15 protein-coding genes are annotated in these 13306 nt (G+C 66.6%); 10 read left to right on the top strand and 5 right to left on the bottom strand.

Going from position 1 to position 13306, the window contains the following annotated elements:
- Positions 1-65: 65 nt before the first annotated feature.
- From M0R89_RS16730 to M0R89_RS16720, 3 genes are all read left to right on the top strand, one after another.
- Entirely contained in the window at positions 66-1151 is a 1086-nt protein-coding gene (locus tag M0R89_RS16730; protein ID WP_248650219.1) for a phytoene/squalene synthase family protein, read from the top strand.
- A gap of 115 nt (positions 1152-1266) precedes the next feature.
- A complete protein-coding gene (locus M0R89_RS16725; RefSeq protein ID WP_248650218.1) occupies positions 1267-1506 on the top strand; it encodes a hypothetical protein in 240 nt (79 codons plus the stop codon).
- 168 nt (positions 1507-1674) lie between these two features.
- Positions 1675-2049 carry a CBS domain-containing protein gene (locus M0R89_RS16720; RefSeq protein WP_248650217.1) on the top strand — a complete coding sequence of 125 codons (375 nt, stop codon included), beginning with the start codon at positions 1675-1677 and terminating at the stop codon, positions 2047-2049.
- A 44-nt stretch (positions 2050-2093) separates the two neighbouring features.
- Here M0R89_RS16720 and M0R89_RS16715 read toward each other — a convergent pair whose 3' ends face one another.
- Complete coding sequence (locus tag M0R89_RS16715; RefSeq protein WP_248650216.1) at positions 2094-2954, bottom strand: 3-hydroxyacyl-CoA dehydrogenase family protein; 861 nt, start codon at positions 2952-2954, stop codon at positions 2094-2096.
- Positions 2955-3202: 248 nt separating this feature from the next.
- On the opposite strand from M0R89_RS16715, the gene M0R89_RS16710 reads away from it, so the two are divergent.
- The 4 genes from M0R89_RS16710 (at position 3203) to M0R89_RS16695 (ending at position 6335) form a co-directional block, all read left to right on the top strand.
- On the top strand, positions 3203-3850 hold the full coding sequence (locus M0R89_RS16710) for a helix-hairpin-helix domain-containing protein (protein WP_248650215.1): 648 nt from the start codon (positions 3203-3205) through the stop codon (positions 3848-3850).
- Between the two features lie 147 nt (positions 3851-3997).
- Positions 3998-4792, top strand: a complete 795-nt coding sequence (locus M0R89_RS16705; RefSeq protein ID WP_248650214.1) for a class I fructose-bisphosphate aldolase — start codon at positions 3998-4000, stop codon at positions 4790-4792.
- On the top strand, positions 4789-5736 hold the full coding sequence (locus M0R89_RS16700; RefSeq protein WP_248650213.1) for a class 1 fructose-bisphosphatase: 948 nt from the start codon (positions 4789-4791) through the stop codon (positions 5734-5736). Before M0R89_RS16705 ends, M0R89_RS16700 begins: the two co-directional genes overlap by 4 nt.
- Positions 5737-5879: 143 nt before the next feature.
- The gene (locus M0R89_RS16695; RefSeq protein ID WP_248650212.1) at positions 5880-6335 is read left to right on the top strand and encodes a hypothetical protein; all 456 of its coding nucleotides are present in this window, start codon (positions 5880-5882) and stop codon (positions 6333-6335) included.
- Between the two features lie 107 nt (positions 6336-6442).
- Here the strand turns inward: M0R89_RS16695 and gfo6 are convergent, their stop codons facing one another.
- On the bottom strand, positions 6443-7546 hold the full coding sequence (gfo6, locus tag M0R89_RS16690; protein WP_248650211.1) for a D-xylose 1-dehydrogenase Gfo6: 1104 nt from the start codon (positions 7544-7546) through the stop codon (positions 6443-6445).
- Between the two features lie 54 nt (positions 7547-7600).
- A complete protein-coding gene (locus tag M0R89_RS16685) occupies positions 7601-8626 on the bottom strand; it encodes a DUF4352 domain-containing protein (RefSeq protein WP_248650210.1) in 1026 nt (341 codons plus the stop codon).
- Between the two features lie 225 nt (positions 8627-8851).
- On the opposite strand from M0R89_RS16685, the gene M0R89_RS16680 reads away from it, so the two are divergent.
- The 3 genes from M0R89_RS16680 to M0R89_RS16670 all read left to right on the top strand — a co-directional run bounded on the left by M0R89_RS16680 (position 8852) and on the right by M0R89_RS16670 (position 12307).
- Positions 8852-9727 carry an EamA family transporter gene (locus M0R89_RS16680; RefSeq protein WP_248650209.1) on the top strand — a complete coding sequence of 292 codons (876 nt, stop codon included), beginning with the start codon at positions 8852-8854 and terminating at the stop codon, positions 9725-9727.
- Positions 9728-9814: 87 nt separating this feature from the next.
- Positions 9815-11596: an acyl-CoA carboxylase subunit beta gene (locus M0R89_RS16675; protein WP_248650208.1), complete on the top strand. Its 1782-nt coding sequence runs from the start codon at positions 9815-9817 to the stop codon at positions 11594-11596.
- A 333-nt stretch (positions 11597-11929) separates the two neighbouring features.
- Positions 11930-12307 carry a DUF5658 family protein gene (locus tag M0R89_RS16670; RefSeq protein WP_248650207.1) on the top strand — a complete coding sequence of 126 codons (378 nt, stop codon included), beginning with the start codon at positions 11930-11932 and terminating at the stop codon, positions 12305-12307.
- A 70-nt stretch (positions 12308-12377) separates the two neighbouring features.
- Here M0R89_RS16670 and M0R89_RS16665 read toward each other — a convergent pair whose 3' ends face one another.
- Together M0R89_RS16665 and M0R89_RS16660 are read right to left on the bottom strand one after the other, a co-directional pair.
- Positions 12378-12680, bottom strand: a complete 303-nt coding sequence (locus tag M0R89_RS16665; RefSeq protein ID WP_248650206.1) for a hypothetical protein — start codon at positions 12678-12680, stop codon at positions 12378-12380.
- Positions 12681-12764: 84 nt separating this feature from the next.
- Positions 12765-13271: a MaoC family dehydratase gene (locus M0R89_RS16660; protein WP_248650205.1), complete on the bottom strand. Its 507-nt coding sequence runs from the start codon at positions 13269-13271 to the stop codon at positions 12765-12767.
- Between the last annotated feature and the right edge of the window lie 35 nt (positions 13272-13306).

The raw sequence follows: 13306 nt of genomic DNA, 5'->3' as shown, positions 1-13306 counted from the left end.
CGGCGGTAAATTCTAAGGTATTTGCTCAAGCTTTTCACTATCGCGTCCTTAGGACCCAAAAGTCAATGGACACGGAGCCGCCCACCGAACGCCTCGCGGACAGCGATATCGACTGGTGTTTCGACGCTGTGCAGGGCGTTTCGAGAACGTTCGCCATCACTATCGACGTGCTGGAGGAGCCGATGGCCTCCTACATCTGCGTCGGCTACCTACTCTGTCGCGTCGCCGACACGGTCGAAGACGCCGGGCACATCCCGCCCGACGAGCAGTCGCGCCTCCTCGCGCTCTACGACCGGGCGCTCGACCCCGAGGACTCGACCGGCATCGAGGAGTTCCGACGCGAGGTCGGGCCGTGGCTCCCCGAAAACGCCGAGGAGGTGTCCGCAGACGAGGTCGGCGACGAGGCGGACTGGGAGGTAGTCGCCCGGTCGCCCCGAGTCGTCGCCACCTTCCGGTCGCTCGGCGAGGACGCCCAGTCGGCCATCTACCCGCCGGTCAGCGAACTCGTCACCGGGATGGCCGAGTTCGTGGACCGGTACGCCGACGACGGCGGCCTCCGCATCGGCACCATCGACGAACTCGAGGAGTACTGCTGGTACGCCGCCGGAACGGTCGGCGAACTAATCACCAACCTGCTCGCCCAAGACGTTGACGACCGGCGGGCCGAAATCATGCGGGCCAACGCCCGCGGGTTCGCGCTCCTGCTCCAACTGGTCAACGTCGCCAAGGACGTGTCCGACGACTTCCGCGAGGAGAACAACGTCTACCTCCCGGCCTCGTGGCTCCGCGAACGCGGCGTCAGCCCCGCCAACGTCACCGACCCGGAGAACCACACCGCGGTCGCCGGGGTCATCCAGCGCGTGACCCGCCACGCCCGGGGCTACATGGACGACGCCCAGCGCTACCTCGAAGCCCTCCCCGAGTCGCAGGGCAACACCGTCGAAGCGTGGGCCATCCCCTTCCTGCTGGCGGTCGGCACCAGCCGCGAGTTGCTCGAACGCCCCGAGGACGTCGTCGAGGAGGGCGGCGTGAAGGTCTCGCGCGCCGAGGTCATGGGGCTGATTCAACTGTTCAAGTCGGGCAATGTCGAGCGCGAGCGAATCGGCGAGTTGCGGTCGCAGTTGGAGGACGAGCCGTTCTCGTCGTCATGAGACCCGGACGGCGTATCGGTCGGTCGTGCTCTCGAACGCCGTCCGAGACGACCTCCGACCCCGGACTGCTGGCAATCGGAGAACGTCTTATCCCGGTACGGAACCGAATACGGGTATGGAACGGTACGAGGCTTCCTTCGAAATAGACTCGAAGACCGATTCGTACGCCGCGAGACGCATCTTGGAACGGGTGTACGACACCATCCGGGAGGAGTCGCGCAGCGTCCGAGAGGGTACGGACGACGCGAGCGCGTTACTGCAGGAGTTCAGAACGCTTCGGGAGGAGGTGAAGAGTCCGTCACCGGGGAGACTGACTATCACCTACGAACGGCACGACGACGACTTCGACGATTGAAGCCTCGAACTGAACGACCGGTCGAGTCAAACAACGCCCGAAAGCAGGACGCCGCAGTGACGCCTCCGTGCGGACGACGACTCGTCGGGCCGGCCGACGTTCGATGCAACCGTCGGCCCCGGCGGTTCCGAGGGCAAACCCCATAACCCCCGCGTGCGTTTTTGTGGTATGAGTTCTACCGACAGGCCGACCGTCGAAGACGTGATGTCCGCGCCGCTGGAGACGATTTCGAAGGACGCGACGGTCAGGGAAGCCACCCAGCAGATGCGAGAGAAGGACATCAACGCGTTGGTCGTCAAAACGACGCCGCGGGCGATTATCAGCAGCACGGACGTTCTCGACGCCGTCGCCGAGGGGCGAGACACCGCAGAGCTACAGGTGGCGGACGTGATGACGACCGACGTCGAGACCGCCACGCCCGACCTCTACATGGAGGAGGTCGCCGCGATGATGACGACCTACGGTATCAAACACCTCCCGGTGGTCGACGACGGCTACGTCGGGATGGTCTCCTCGACAGACGTCACCGCCCACCTCTCGTAACCGAACCCCTGCCTTCTCGGGACCGAGCCAACTCGCTCGACGTCTCAGTACTCGTAGAATCCCTTCCCCGTCTTCTTGCCCAAATCGCCCGCGTCGACCTTGCGCTTGAGCAGGTAGGCGGGCTTGTAGCGGTCGCCCAACTCCTCGAACAGCGTCTCGCTCGCGTCCAGACAGATGTCGAGTCCGATGTGGTCGGCGAGTTCGAGCGGACCCATCGGGACGTTCGTGCCGAGTTTCATCCCCTTGTCGATGTCCTCCTTGGAGGCGACGCCCTCGTCGTAGGCCCGGACGCCCTCGTTTATCCACGGCATCAGGATGCGGTTGGTGACGAACCCGGGCTTGTCGTCGGACTCCCACGTCTCCTTGCCGAGGGCCTCGGCGAGCGCGTGGGCGAACTCGACCACGTCCTCGTCGGTCTTCTCGCCGACGACGACTTCGACGCCCTTCATGACCGGCACGGGGTTCATGAAGTGGAGGCCGACGATTCGGTCCTCGCGGTCGGTCACGGACGCGATGGTCGTGATGGAGAGCGTGGAGGTGTTCGTGGCGAGAATCACGTCCTCGGGAATCTCCTCGTCCAAGTCCTCGAAGATGTCCTGCTTGATGTCCATGTCTTCGACCGCGGCCTCGACCACGAGGTCGCAGTCCGCGAGGTCCGAGAGTTCGGTGGTGCCCTCGATTCGGTCGAGGGCCGCCTCGGCCTCGTCCTCCGACATTTTCTCCTTGCTCGTGAACCGGTCGAGACTGCTCTCGATGGAGTCGAAGCCGTTCTGGACGAACTCCTCCTCGATGTCCCGCATCACCACGTCGTATCCCGACTGGGCGGCGACCTGCGCGATGCCGCTCCCCATCGTTCCCGCGCCGACGACGCCGATACTCTCGATGCTGTCGAGCGTACGTACCATGGTCGGCAATTCTTGCGGTCGGGCCGTAAGCCTACCGAAGTTCCGGGTCGATTCGCTGCAGACGGACGTTCCGAGTCCGTCGGCGTCCAGTTCGCCGACGGGTGAGCGAGTTCGCCCCGCATCTGTGCGAGCGCCAGCCCCGTCGGCGGTCGCAACCGGTCGCTAGCCGTATCTGTTTAGCGTCAACCATGCTATGCAAAACATTCAAGCCCTGTCGGCGTGAGTCCGAAACAAATCGGTGACGCCCCGTGAGCAAAGACGACGCCCTCGACGATTCAGACCCGAACGCGGTCGAGAGACTCACCGACGTCCACTTCGTCGGCCCGGCGACTGCGGAGGTGTTGGCACGCGCGGAGTTCGACGCGACCGGCATCCCGGACAAGACGGTATCGTACCAGATGCTGATGGACGCGGGCGTGAACCCCGGCGTCGCCACTCGCCTGCGCAAGAAACACTCCCTCCCTTGGTCGTTCGGCGGCGAGGAGGAGAACGACGACTCGCTCGAACGGCGCTCCGAGAAGGTGCGAGGCCTTCAGGACGGCGAGCGCGCGTGGGTCGCGGCCAGCAACGGCGACTGGGAGGACGCCGAACCCGAAACCGCCACGACCGGCGGCGACTGGACCCCGACCGGAGACGACTCCTCGCCCGTGCAGGCCTCCACCGACGGGAGCGGTGCCGCAGAGGCCGCCGAGGCGGCGTGGCGAGAGCGGAGCAGGCCCGACCCGGTGACCGACGTGCCGGGCGTGGACGAGCGAATCGCCGAGATACTCGCGAACGGCGGCATCACTTCGGTCCGGAGTCTCGCCACCGCCGACCCCGAACACGTCGCCGACTCGCTGGAACTCGACGCCGAACTGGTCGCCGAGTGGCGCGACGCCGCCCGCGACCTCGCCTGAGTTTTTACTATCTGAGTAGTAAGTAACTCTGGTGGGGGAACGGCGCTCACGGCGCTTCTCGCGCCCGGTACCTCTCTCTGCGACAGAGTGGCAGGCGACGCACCCGACCATTAGACTCTTATGCGATGTTACCGGAGATTGAAACGGATGATACCACTCGAAGACTCCCCGGTAACGCGCGACGGCAAGGCGCTCATCCTCGCATACGACCACGGTCTCGAACACGGTCCCTCCGCGGACTTCAGTTCGGTGCCGGAGACGCTCGACCCCGAGCAGATTTTCGACATCGGCACCCACGACGCGGTCACGTCGCTGGCGGTTCAGAAGGGGGTCGCCGAGACGTACTACCCCTCCTACGACGACTCGGTCAATCTGCTGGCGAAACTCAACGGCACCAGCAACCTCTGGACGGGCGAACCCTACTCGCCCCAGAACTGGACGGTCGAGTACGCCGCCGAAATCGGCGCGGACGCGGTCGGCTACACCGTCTACTCCGGGTCGAACCACGAGACGGAGATGTACGAGGACTTCCGACAGGTGCAGGAGGAGGCCCACAGCGAGTACGACCTGCCGGTCGTCATGTGGTCGTACCCGCGCGGACAGGGACTCAAGAACGACACCAAGGAGAGCGTCATCGCCTACGCGACCCGCATCGCGCTCGAAATCGGCGCGGACATGGCGAAGGTCAAGTACCCCGGCACGCGGGAGTCGATGGAGTGGGCGGTCCAGTCCGCGGGCGACATGCCGGTCGTGATGTCAGGCGGGTCGAAGGTCAGCGACTACGAGTTCCTCTCCAGCGTCGAGGCCGTGATGGACGCCGGTGGCTCGGGTCTCGCGGTCGGCCGCAACGTCTGGCAGCGCGACGACCCCGAGCGAATCCTCGACGCGCTCGAACGAGTCATCTTCGAGGACGCCACCGCCGACGAAGCGCTCGACGAATGAGCGGCCCCGAATCGCCGACCGCGGAGACCGACGACGCTATCGGTGAGGCCCTCGCGGTCGTCGCCCGGTCGGCCCCGGAAATCCGGGGCGGACTCGCGGGGCGACGCACGAAGACCGGCGGCGAGAACGCCTCCGGCGAGACCCAACTGGCGGCCGACGTGTGGGCCGACGAGTTGCTCGCCGAGCGTCTGACCGCCATCGAGGGCGTCGGCCAGTTCGCCAGCGAGGAGCGCGACGAAGTCGTGGACGCGGGCGACGGGGAGTACGCCGTCGCCGTCGACCCTCTCGACGGGTCGTCGAACCTCCGGTCGAACAACTCGATGGGGACCATCCTCGGGGTCTACGACGCCGAACTCCCGGCGTCGGGCCGGGACCTCGTGGCCGCGGCGTACGTCCTCTACGGTCCCATCACGACGATGGTGGCCGCCCGCGACGGCGAGGTCACGGAGTACGTGATAGAGAGCGAGGCGCGAAGCGCCTCGGACCGTTCGAGCGGCGATAGCCGCGAGCAGACAGCGGAGGCGCGAGAGGACGGCGAGGTCCGCCGGCGCGCGGTCCGCGAGGACGTGACCTTGCCCGAGGACCCGACGGTCTACGGGTTCGGCGGGCGCGTGCCCGACTGGACCGACCGGTTCGCCGACTACGCCCGAGAAATCGAGGACGAACTCAAACTCCGCTACGGCGGGGCGATGATAGGCGACGTGAATCAGGTCGTGACCTACGGCGGCGTCTTCGCCTACCCGGAACTCCGGTCGCGACCCGAGGGCAAGTTGCGCCTCCAGTTCGAGGGCAACCCCATCGCGTACATCGTGGAGTCGGCGGGCGGCGCGTCCTCGAACGGCGAAACCTCGCTACTGGACGCCGACGTGGCGGAACTCCACCAGCGCACGCCGGTCTACGTCGGCAACGAGGAACTCATCGAGCGACTGGAAGCCGGATTCTGAGCCGTCGGTCGCGGCGATTTTTCGGTCGGCCGTTTCTCGGAACGTGTACGTTTTCCCGACGGTACGGGTGGGTTCGAGTCGGGACTGCGGAGTCTCGCGGATTCCGAAACAGTTGAGTCCCCGCGCTGAACACCGTCGGCCGGATGCACAGTCCCCTCCACTTGCTTTCGGTCGGAGTCGTCCTGCTCGCCACCCTCGCGGTCGGCGTCTGCGTCCACGAACTCCTCCACGTCGTCCCGCTCTCGTTCACCGACGCCGAGTACGCGGTCCGCCTCCTCCCGTCGGACGAGTCGGCGGCCGACGCGCGTCGGCACACCGCGTGGACCACGCTCCAGACCGCGCTGACCGGCGGTCTCGTCCGCGTCGAGATTACCCACCTCCCGCGGACGACGCCCGAGTGGGTGGTCCGCGGGGCCGCAGTCCTTCCGCTCGCGCTGGCCCTGCCGTTCGCGCTGGTCGCGGCGGGCGTCCTGCCGAACCCGGTCGCGGCCGGCGACCACCTCGGGACCGTCGCGCTCGTCGCGCTGACGGGGTGCGGCCTCCCGAGTCCGGCCGACTGGTCGGTTGTCTGGCACGGGTCCGAGCGTTCCGACAACTAACTGTAGTCACGTTTCAGAAATATATACCAGCTTTTGAGACACGAGAAGCTGTCTTTCGTCCTGACGCGCCACCGATTGTCCGCCGGGCGTCGAGTACCTGCCGTGCGTCAACTCTCCGTCTCGCCGACTTCGACCTGTCGCCCTGTCTCTGCCGACTCGTAGATGGCCTCGACCGCTTCCATGTCGGCCACGCTGTCGCGGCCGTCGGGTTCCGGCCGGGTATCGGTGAGGACGCAGTGGGCGAAGTAGTCGAACTCCTCGGCGACCTCGTTGACGTACGGCCCGGTGTACTCGACGCGCTCGTCGCCGACTTCGAGCGTCAGCGTCGGATTGATTTCGGAGTTGAACGCCGGGTTCAGCGCGGCCTGCCCCTCGGTGCCGACGACGCGGAGGCGGTCGTCGTCCTGCGCGCGGTAACTGGCGGTGCAGGAGGCGGTCTCGCCCTCCGGGAACTCCAACTGGAAGGCGACGTGTTCGTCCACGCCCTCGAACTCGGCGTCGGGCGTGCTGGTCGTCGCCTGCGCCGCGACCGGGTCCGACCCGAACAGGAACCGGACCGCGTTGAGCGGGTAGACGCCCACGTCCATCAGCGCGCCGCCGCCCGCGAGGTCCGGGTCGAGTCGCCACTGGTCGGGACCGCCCTGTTCGAGGATGTGGCCGGTGAACCAGCCGTGGAACGCCACCGGGTCGCCGAGCGCGCCGTCCCGAATCAGGCCCCGAAGCCGGCGCGTCGCGGGTTCGACCTGCGGCCGGTAGCCGACCATCAGCGTCACGCCCGCGTCCTCGCAGGCCCGGACCATCTCCCGGGCGCGGTCGGCGCTCGCCTCGATGGGTTTCTCGCAGAGGACGTGCTTGCCGTGGTCGGCCGCGGTCCGGGCGTAGTCGAGGTGGAGCGCGTTCGGCCCTGCGACGTAGACGGCGTCGAAGGCGTCTACGCCCTCGCCCGCCTCGAACTCGTCGTAGTCGAGGACGGTCTCCACGCCGTACTCGTCGGCGACCGACTCGGCTTTCTCGGGCGACCCGCTGACCAGCGCCGTGACTTCGCAGAAGGACGTGCGGTCGGTCGGGCCGCCCGCGTCGCCCGCCACCGCGGGCAGGACGTGGTCGCGCGCGAACTCGCCGAGACCGACCAACGCCACCCGGACCGTCCCCTCCTCGGCGGTCTGCCAGTCGCGGGCCGCGAACTCCTCGAAGTGAGCGTCGAGGTCCATGTCCGTCTCGTCGCCCCGGACGCCGGAAAGCGTACCGGCCCGAGGAGACGCCGACTACCGCAACTTCCAGAACGTCTTGTCGCCGTTCGTCCAGAGCGAGAACTCGAAAGCCCAGTAGAGCGGACTGACACCTTTCGGGACCTCGTAGGCGACCTTCCCGCGTCGGGTCTCGCCGTCGGCCAGCGCCGAGGTCTGGTCGTACGACCGGTCGAGCGACGCGGCCGCGCCGACGCTCATCGGGTAGGTTCGACCCCGGCCGTCCTTGGCGAGCATCTGGAGCGCCGTCGAGATGTTCTGGGCCTTCCCCGTCCCGTTCGTCGTGGCGATGTCGACCACGGCGAACTCCTTGCCCTCCCCGGCCGAGGTGAGGTCGCCGAGTTGTTCGGTGAACTCCACGCCGTTGACCATCACCTCGACGCCGCCGTTGCTGACGGCGTCGCCTTCGCTGTGTACGTCGACCTGTAGATTCTGCTTCAGGTCGTCGGCCGAACTCGCCGCCGATTCGAGGTCCACGCTCACTCGGTCCAGCGTCAGGAACGAGACCGCTTGGAAGTCGAACTGGAGGGTCAGCCCCGAGGCGTCCTTCGGAACCTCGTAGACGAGGTCGCCGCGAGCGACCTCGCCGGGGACGAGTTGCCCGCCGGTGAAGGTCCGACCGCTCGCGGTGATGGTCTGGTCGTAGGTGTAGTCCGACCCGTCTTTCAGTCGGGTCTGGAGGAAGCCGCTGAAATCGAGATAAGCGTCCGTCGTCGTGTTCTTGACCGCGAGACGCACCACGACGAACGTGTTCCCGCTCGACGCCTTCGAGAACTCGCCGAGCTGCTCGGTCTTCTCCACGCCGCGGACCACCATGCTCATCTGCTCGTCGTCCACTCGTTCGCCGACCCGTATCGCCTTCGCGCTCGCCGAGTCGGTCTCGGTCGCGGATTCGCTTCCGGTCGTCGCGTCCGTTCCGGCCTCCTCGGCCGCCGTCGTCGGGGTCGCGGACGTCCCGTCCGTGGTCGGAGTCGTCGATTCGGAACCGGTACACCCGGCGAACAGTCCGGCACCGAGGGCCGCGATTAGCTTTCGTCGTTGCACACTCGCTTATGTATCGGGGATTAGATAGTTATACGTCAGCAGAAAACGGTCGCACAATCTAAAATTCGTCTCAGGTGGTAATTACCCATTGGTGTCTTGACTCGTTTCGAACTCCTGCCTACGAACTCTCGCCAACGAATCTCTGTCCGCGAATCCCGCCTACGAACTCCCGACACGCTTGCCTCGGCCGGACGTTTCTTGCCCGGCGACCGAGAACGGTGCGCCGTGGTAGGTTCCGGCATCTGGTACGCGACGGTCTCGGCGCTCCTCTGGGGCGGCTACCTCTTCGGCCTCAAGCGGTACTTCTCGGAGTTCTCGCCCGCGGTCGTCATCGTCGCGGCCAACGCGGCCGGGGTCGCGTGGTACCTCCCGGTCGTCCTGTTCGCGCCCGCCGACGGTCCCGCGTTCGGCGAGTTGACCCTCCCGGCGCTCGCGCTGGTCGCCCTCGTGCTGGTCGCCAGCGCCGCGGCGTACCTCGCGCTCCTCTACGCGCTCTCGGCCGGAGACGTGTCCTACGTCGCACCGCTCGGGAAACTCGTCCCGGTGTTCACGCTCCCGCTGGAGGTCCTGCTCGTCGGCGAGCGTCTCACTCTCCCCCAAGTCGTCGGCGTCGGGTTCGCCACGCTCGCGGTCTACCTCGCCAACTACCAGCGCACCGGCCCGCTCGCGCCGATTCGCCGCGCGGCGACCCACCGCCCCGCGCAACTCGCGCTCGGGAGCGCCGCGCTCTACGGCGGGGTGGACGTGGGGACTCGCGTTCTGTTGCAGGGCGTGGGCATCCGCGCGGACGTGTGGGTCCTCGTCTACACCGGCGGGGTCGGGGCCGTCCTCCTGCCGGTCGCGGCCCGCCGGTGGCCCGACGAGTTCGCCCCGGCCGTGCCGAAGTTCGTCGCGCTTGGCGCGGTCGTCGCGGTGGCGACCCACACCATGACACGGGCGTTCGCAGTCCTCCCGGCGAGCGTCGTCTCGCCGATTCTGAACACGCAGGCCATCGTCGCCGTCGTCCTCGGCGGTCTGCTGTTGGGCGAGGACCGCTTCGCGCTCCGACTCGCCGCCGGGGCGGTCGCTATCGTCGGCATCTCGCTCATCGCGTTCGGGTGAGCAGCGTCGGGTCGGCGGCGGACCGCGGCAAGATTCCGGCGAATCGAAAGGGAAAACTGTTTGAAATCGCTGGCCGGATTCAACCGTATGAGAGTCCGCGTCAGCGACGGTGCGACCGACGAGGAGGCCTCCGCCATCGCGGAGGCGCTCGCCCAACACGTTCGCGACGAAGTGGAAGTGTTCGTGGGCGACGCCGACGCGCCCGCGGTGGTCCGCGAGGCGCCCGCCGGGGCCCCGGGACCGGCGGCCGAGGCGACCGCCGAGGCCATCGCCGAGTCCGACGACCTCGGGCCGACCGAGCGCGAGGCGGCGCTCTGGGACGAAATCGAGGACATCGAGTTGGGCGGTCCCGAGAAGTACAAACAGCGCCTCGAAGAGCAGGGCAAACTGTTCGTCCGCGACCGACTCGACCTCTGGTTCGGGGAGGACGGCCTGCTGTTCGAGGACGGGAAGTTCGCCAACTTCGACGCGTGGCACCCCGATAGCCCGGAGGTGGACGCGGAGGAGAACGGCGACCGACTGCCGGGCGACGGCCTGCTGACCGGCGCGGCCGAGTTCGAGGGCCGCGAGTTGCACTTCATGGCGAACGACTTCACCGTCAAGGCCGGGTCGATGGCCGAGAAGGGCGTCGAGAAGTTCCTCCGGATGCAACAGCGCGCGCTCAAGAACGGGAAACCGGTCCTGTACCTGATGGACTCCTCGGGCGGCCGCATCGACCAGCAGACCGGCTTCTTCGCCAACCGCGAGGGCATCGGGAAGTACTACTACAACCACTCGATGCTCTCGGGTGCCGTCCCGCAAATCTGTGTCCTCTACGGTCCCTGCATCGCCGGAGCGGCCTACACCCCCGTCTTCGCCGACTTCACCATCATGGTCCGGGACATGTCCGCGATGGCCATCGCCTCGCCGCGGATGGTCAAGATGGTCACGGGCGAGGACATCGAACTCGAAGAACTGGGCGGCCCCGACGTTCACGCCAAGAAGTCGGGGAGCGCCGACCTCGTTGCCGACGACGAGGAACACGCCCGGCAACTGGTCGCAGACCTCGTCTCCTATCTGCCAGACAGCGCCGACGAGAAACCCCCGCGGACCGAGGGCAAGCCCCCCGTCAAGTCCCCGGAGGGAATCGACTCGGTGGTCCCCCAAGAACCGAACAAGGGCTACGACATGACCGACGTCATCGACCGAGTCGTGGACGAGGACTCCTACTTCGAACTCAAGCCCGAGTACGGCGAGGAGATAATCACCGCGTTCGCCCGCATCGACGGTCGGCCGGTCGGCATCGTCGCCAACCAACCGGCCCACCGCGCGGGGGCCATCTTCCCCGACGCCGCCGAGAAGGCCGCGGAGTTCATCTGGACCTGCGACGCCTACGAGATTCCCCTGCTCTACCTGTGTGACACGCCCGGATTCATGGCCGGGTCGCAGGTCGAAGAGGACGCCATCCTCGAGAAGGGCAAGAAGTTCATCTACGCCACCTCGTCGGCCACGGTGCCCAAGCAAACCGTCGTCGTCCGGAAGGCCTACGGCGCCGGCATCTACGCGATGGGCGGCCCGGCCTACGACCCCGAGAGCATCATCGGACTCCCCTCGGGCGAAATCGCGATAATGGGGCCGGAGGCAGCTATCAACGCGGTGTACGCCCGTAAACTCTCCGAAATCGACGACGAGGAGGAGCGCGCACAGATGGAGCAGGAACTCCGCGAGGAGTACCGCGAGGACATCGACATCCACCGCATGGCGAGCGAAGTCGTGGTGGACGAAATCGTCCCGCCGAGTACCCTCCGGACCGAACTGGAGAACCGGTTCGAATTCTACGAGGGCGTCGAGAAGGACCTGCCGGACAAGAAGCACGGCACGATTCTGTAGTCGGCCGACGAACCGTCGCTTCGCGCCTCACCGCCGCGTCTACTTCTCGCCCGGATTCCGTCTGGAACCACGTCCGTAAACTCCGTCCACCGACCGCCGAGCGCCAACGCCGCCGAGGTAGCGGGCCGCTGTCGCGACGTACCGACTTCGTAACATCGCGTTTCGCCGGTTTCGAGGGCTGAGAAGTCGCGTCTCGACGCTCCGCCGCTCCGTGCGTCGTCGAGTCGCACGACGGGTTAATCCGGCGTGTCAGTAGCTAAGGAGCCGTATAACAATTGGCCGGTGCGTCGTTCGTTCGCTCGTGACGAGGCGCACTCAGCGCCGGATTTCATCATGAGTTCGGACCGACTTCACTGGCCGACGTCCGCCCGCGAGGGTCCGCGACGCCTGACCGCTCCGCTGGCCCGAGTCGACGGGTGGGAGCGGACGCTCTGGATACTCGTCGGCGTCGCGCTGGTCGGCGACCTGCTCACGACCTACTACGGCCTCCAAATGGGCCTCACCGAGTCGAACCCGGTGGCTCGGACCGCGATAGAGCGATTCGGTTTCGCGGCGATGGTGGGTCTGAAACTGTTCGCGGTCGGCGTCGGGGTCGGGTGTCGGCGACTCCTCCCCGACAAGCACGGCCTGCTCGTGCCCGCGGGACTGGCGGTGCCGTGGACCGGGGCGGTTTTAGTCAACCTCGCGCTGTACGCGATGGTTCTCGCGTAGGGTCGCGCTCTCCTCGGGGCACCGAAAAACGTGATTTGCGGTCGGCGAGACCGCGGACGCGCTCCGAGGTCTAACAAGTGCCGCCGGTGAGACAACACCGGTGGGCACAGCAGTCGGACTCACACTTCGCGATACAGCAGTCGTCCTGGTTGACGAGTCGGTCGTCGTCCTCGACCTGCTCGTGGATGCGGTCTAAGTCCTCGACCGAGGGGTCTTCGAACGTCCGGACGACGTCGCCGTCCCGAACCACGCGGAGAACGTCGAGGTCGTCGTCGGTCACTCGGCTGTTCGGTCGTCGGGCCGCGGCGCTACCGACGGCCAGACTCGCTACTCCGCTCGCTCCGACGCCTTTGAGGAGTTGTCTGCGTTTCATGGCGCAGTCGTGGTATAGTGTAACAACGCAGATAAATTATTCTCTAGAGTTCTAGAAATAAATAGGTGCGCCGACGACGGTCGGCTACTGATTCTCTCGCTTCAGCGACAGCACGGTCCGGTCGAACTCGCAGACCAGCGTCTCGCCGTCGTCGTCTCCGTTGTCGCCTCCGTCTCCATCGTCGTCTCCCCGCCCGCCGTTGACCTTGAACGCCTCGACGTGCATCGTCACGACGCCGCGTTCGCCGTCGCTGGTCTCGCGCTTGTCGGTCACGGTGGATTGAGCGCGGATGGTGTCGCCGTGGAACACGGGGTTCGGATGCTCGACGCCGTCGTACGAGAGGTTGGCGACGATGGTGCCGTCGGTGGTGTCCGGGATGGAGAGTCCGACCGCGAGACTCATGGTGTAGAGGCCGTTGACCAACCGCTCGCCGAACTGGGTGTCCTCGGCGAAGTCGGCGTCGAGGTGGAGCGGTTGCTGGTTCATCGTCATGTCGCAGAACTGTTGGTTGTCGGACTCGCTTATCGTTCGGCGCTTCTCGTGTTCGTAGGTCTCGCCGACCTCGAACTCCTCGTAGTAGAGGCCCGTCATGGCTGAACGGTCGGCGCGTCCCGGCAAAAATCCCG

Origin of the sequence: Halorussus limi (assembly GCF_023238205.1) — an archaeon.
GTDB lineage: Archaea > Halobacteriota > Halobacteria > Halobacteriales > Haladaptataceae > Halorussus > Halorussus limi.
This window is presented reverse-complemented; position numbering and strand designations above follow the sequence as displayed.

Coding starts and splice junctions, on each gene's coding strand:
- M0R89_RS16730 (WP_248650219.1), top strand. CDS start 66: ATGGACACGGAGCCGCCCACCGAACGCCTCGCGGACAGCGATATCGAC.
- gfo6 (WP_248650211.1), bottom strand. CDS start 7,546: ATGGACCTCGACGCTCACTTCGAGGAGTTCGCGGCCCGCGACTGGCAG.
- M0R89_RS16695 (WP_248650212.1), top strand. CDS start 5,880: ATGCACAGTCCCCTCCACTTGCTTTCGGTCGGAGTCGTCCTGCTCGCC.
- M0R89_RS16700 (WP_248650213.1), top strand. CDS start 4,789: ATGAGCGGCCCCGAATCGCCGACCGCGGAGACCGACGACGCTATCGGT.
- M0R89_RS16675 (WP_248650208.1), top strand. CDS start 9,815: ATGAGAGTCCGCGTCAGCGACGGTGCGACCGACGAGGAGGCCTCCGCC.
- M0R89_RS16720 (WP_248650217.1), top strand. CDS start 1,675: ATGAGTTCTACCGACAGGCCGACCGTCGAAGACGTGATGTCCGCGCCG.
- M0R89_RS16715 (WP_248650216.1), bottom strand. CDS start 2,954: ATGGTACGTACGCTCGACAGCATCGAGAGTATCGGCGTCGTCGGCGCG.
- M0R89_RS16670 (WP_248650207.1), top strand. CDS start 11,930: ATGAGTTCGGACCGACTTCACTGGCCGACGTCCGCCCGCGAGGGTCCG.
- M0R89_RS16725 (WP_248650218.1), top strand. CDS start 1,267: ATGGAACGGTACGAGGCTTCCTTCGAAATAGACTCGAAGACCGATTCG.
- M0R89_RS16705 (WP_248650214.1), top strand. CDS start 3,998: ATGATACCACTCGAAGACTCCCCGGTAACGCGCGACGGCAAGGCGCTC.
- M0R89_RS16660 (WP_248650205.1), bottom strand. CDS start 13,271: ATGACGGGCCTCTACTACGAGGAGTTCGAGGTCGGCGAGACCTACGAA.
- M0R89_RS16665 (WP_248650206.1), bottom strand. CDS start 12,680: ATGAAACGCAGACAACTCCTCAAAGGCGTCGGAGCGAGCGGAGTAGCG.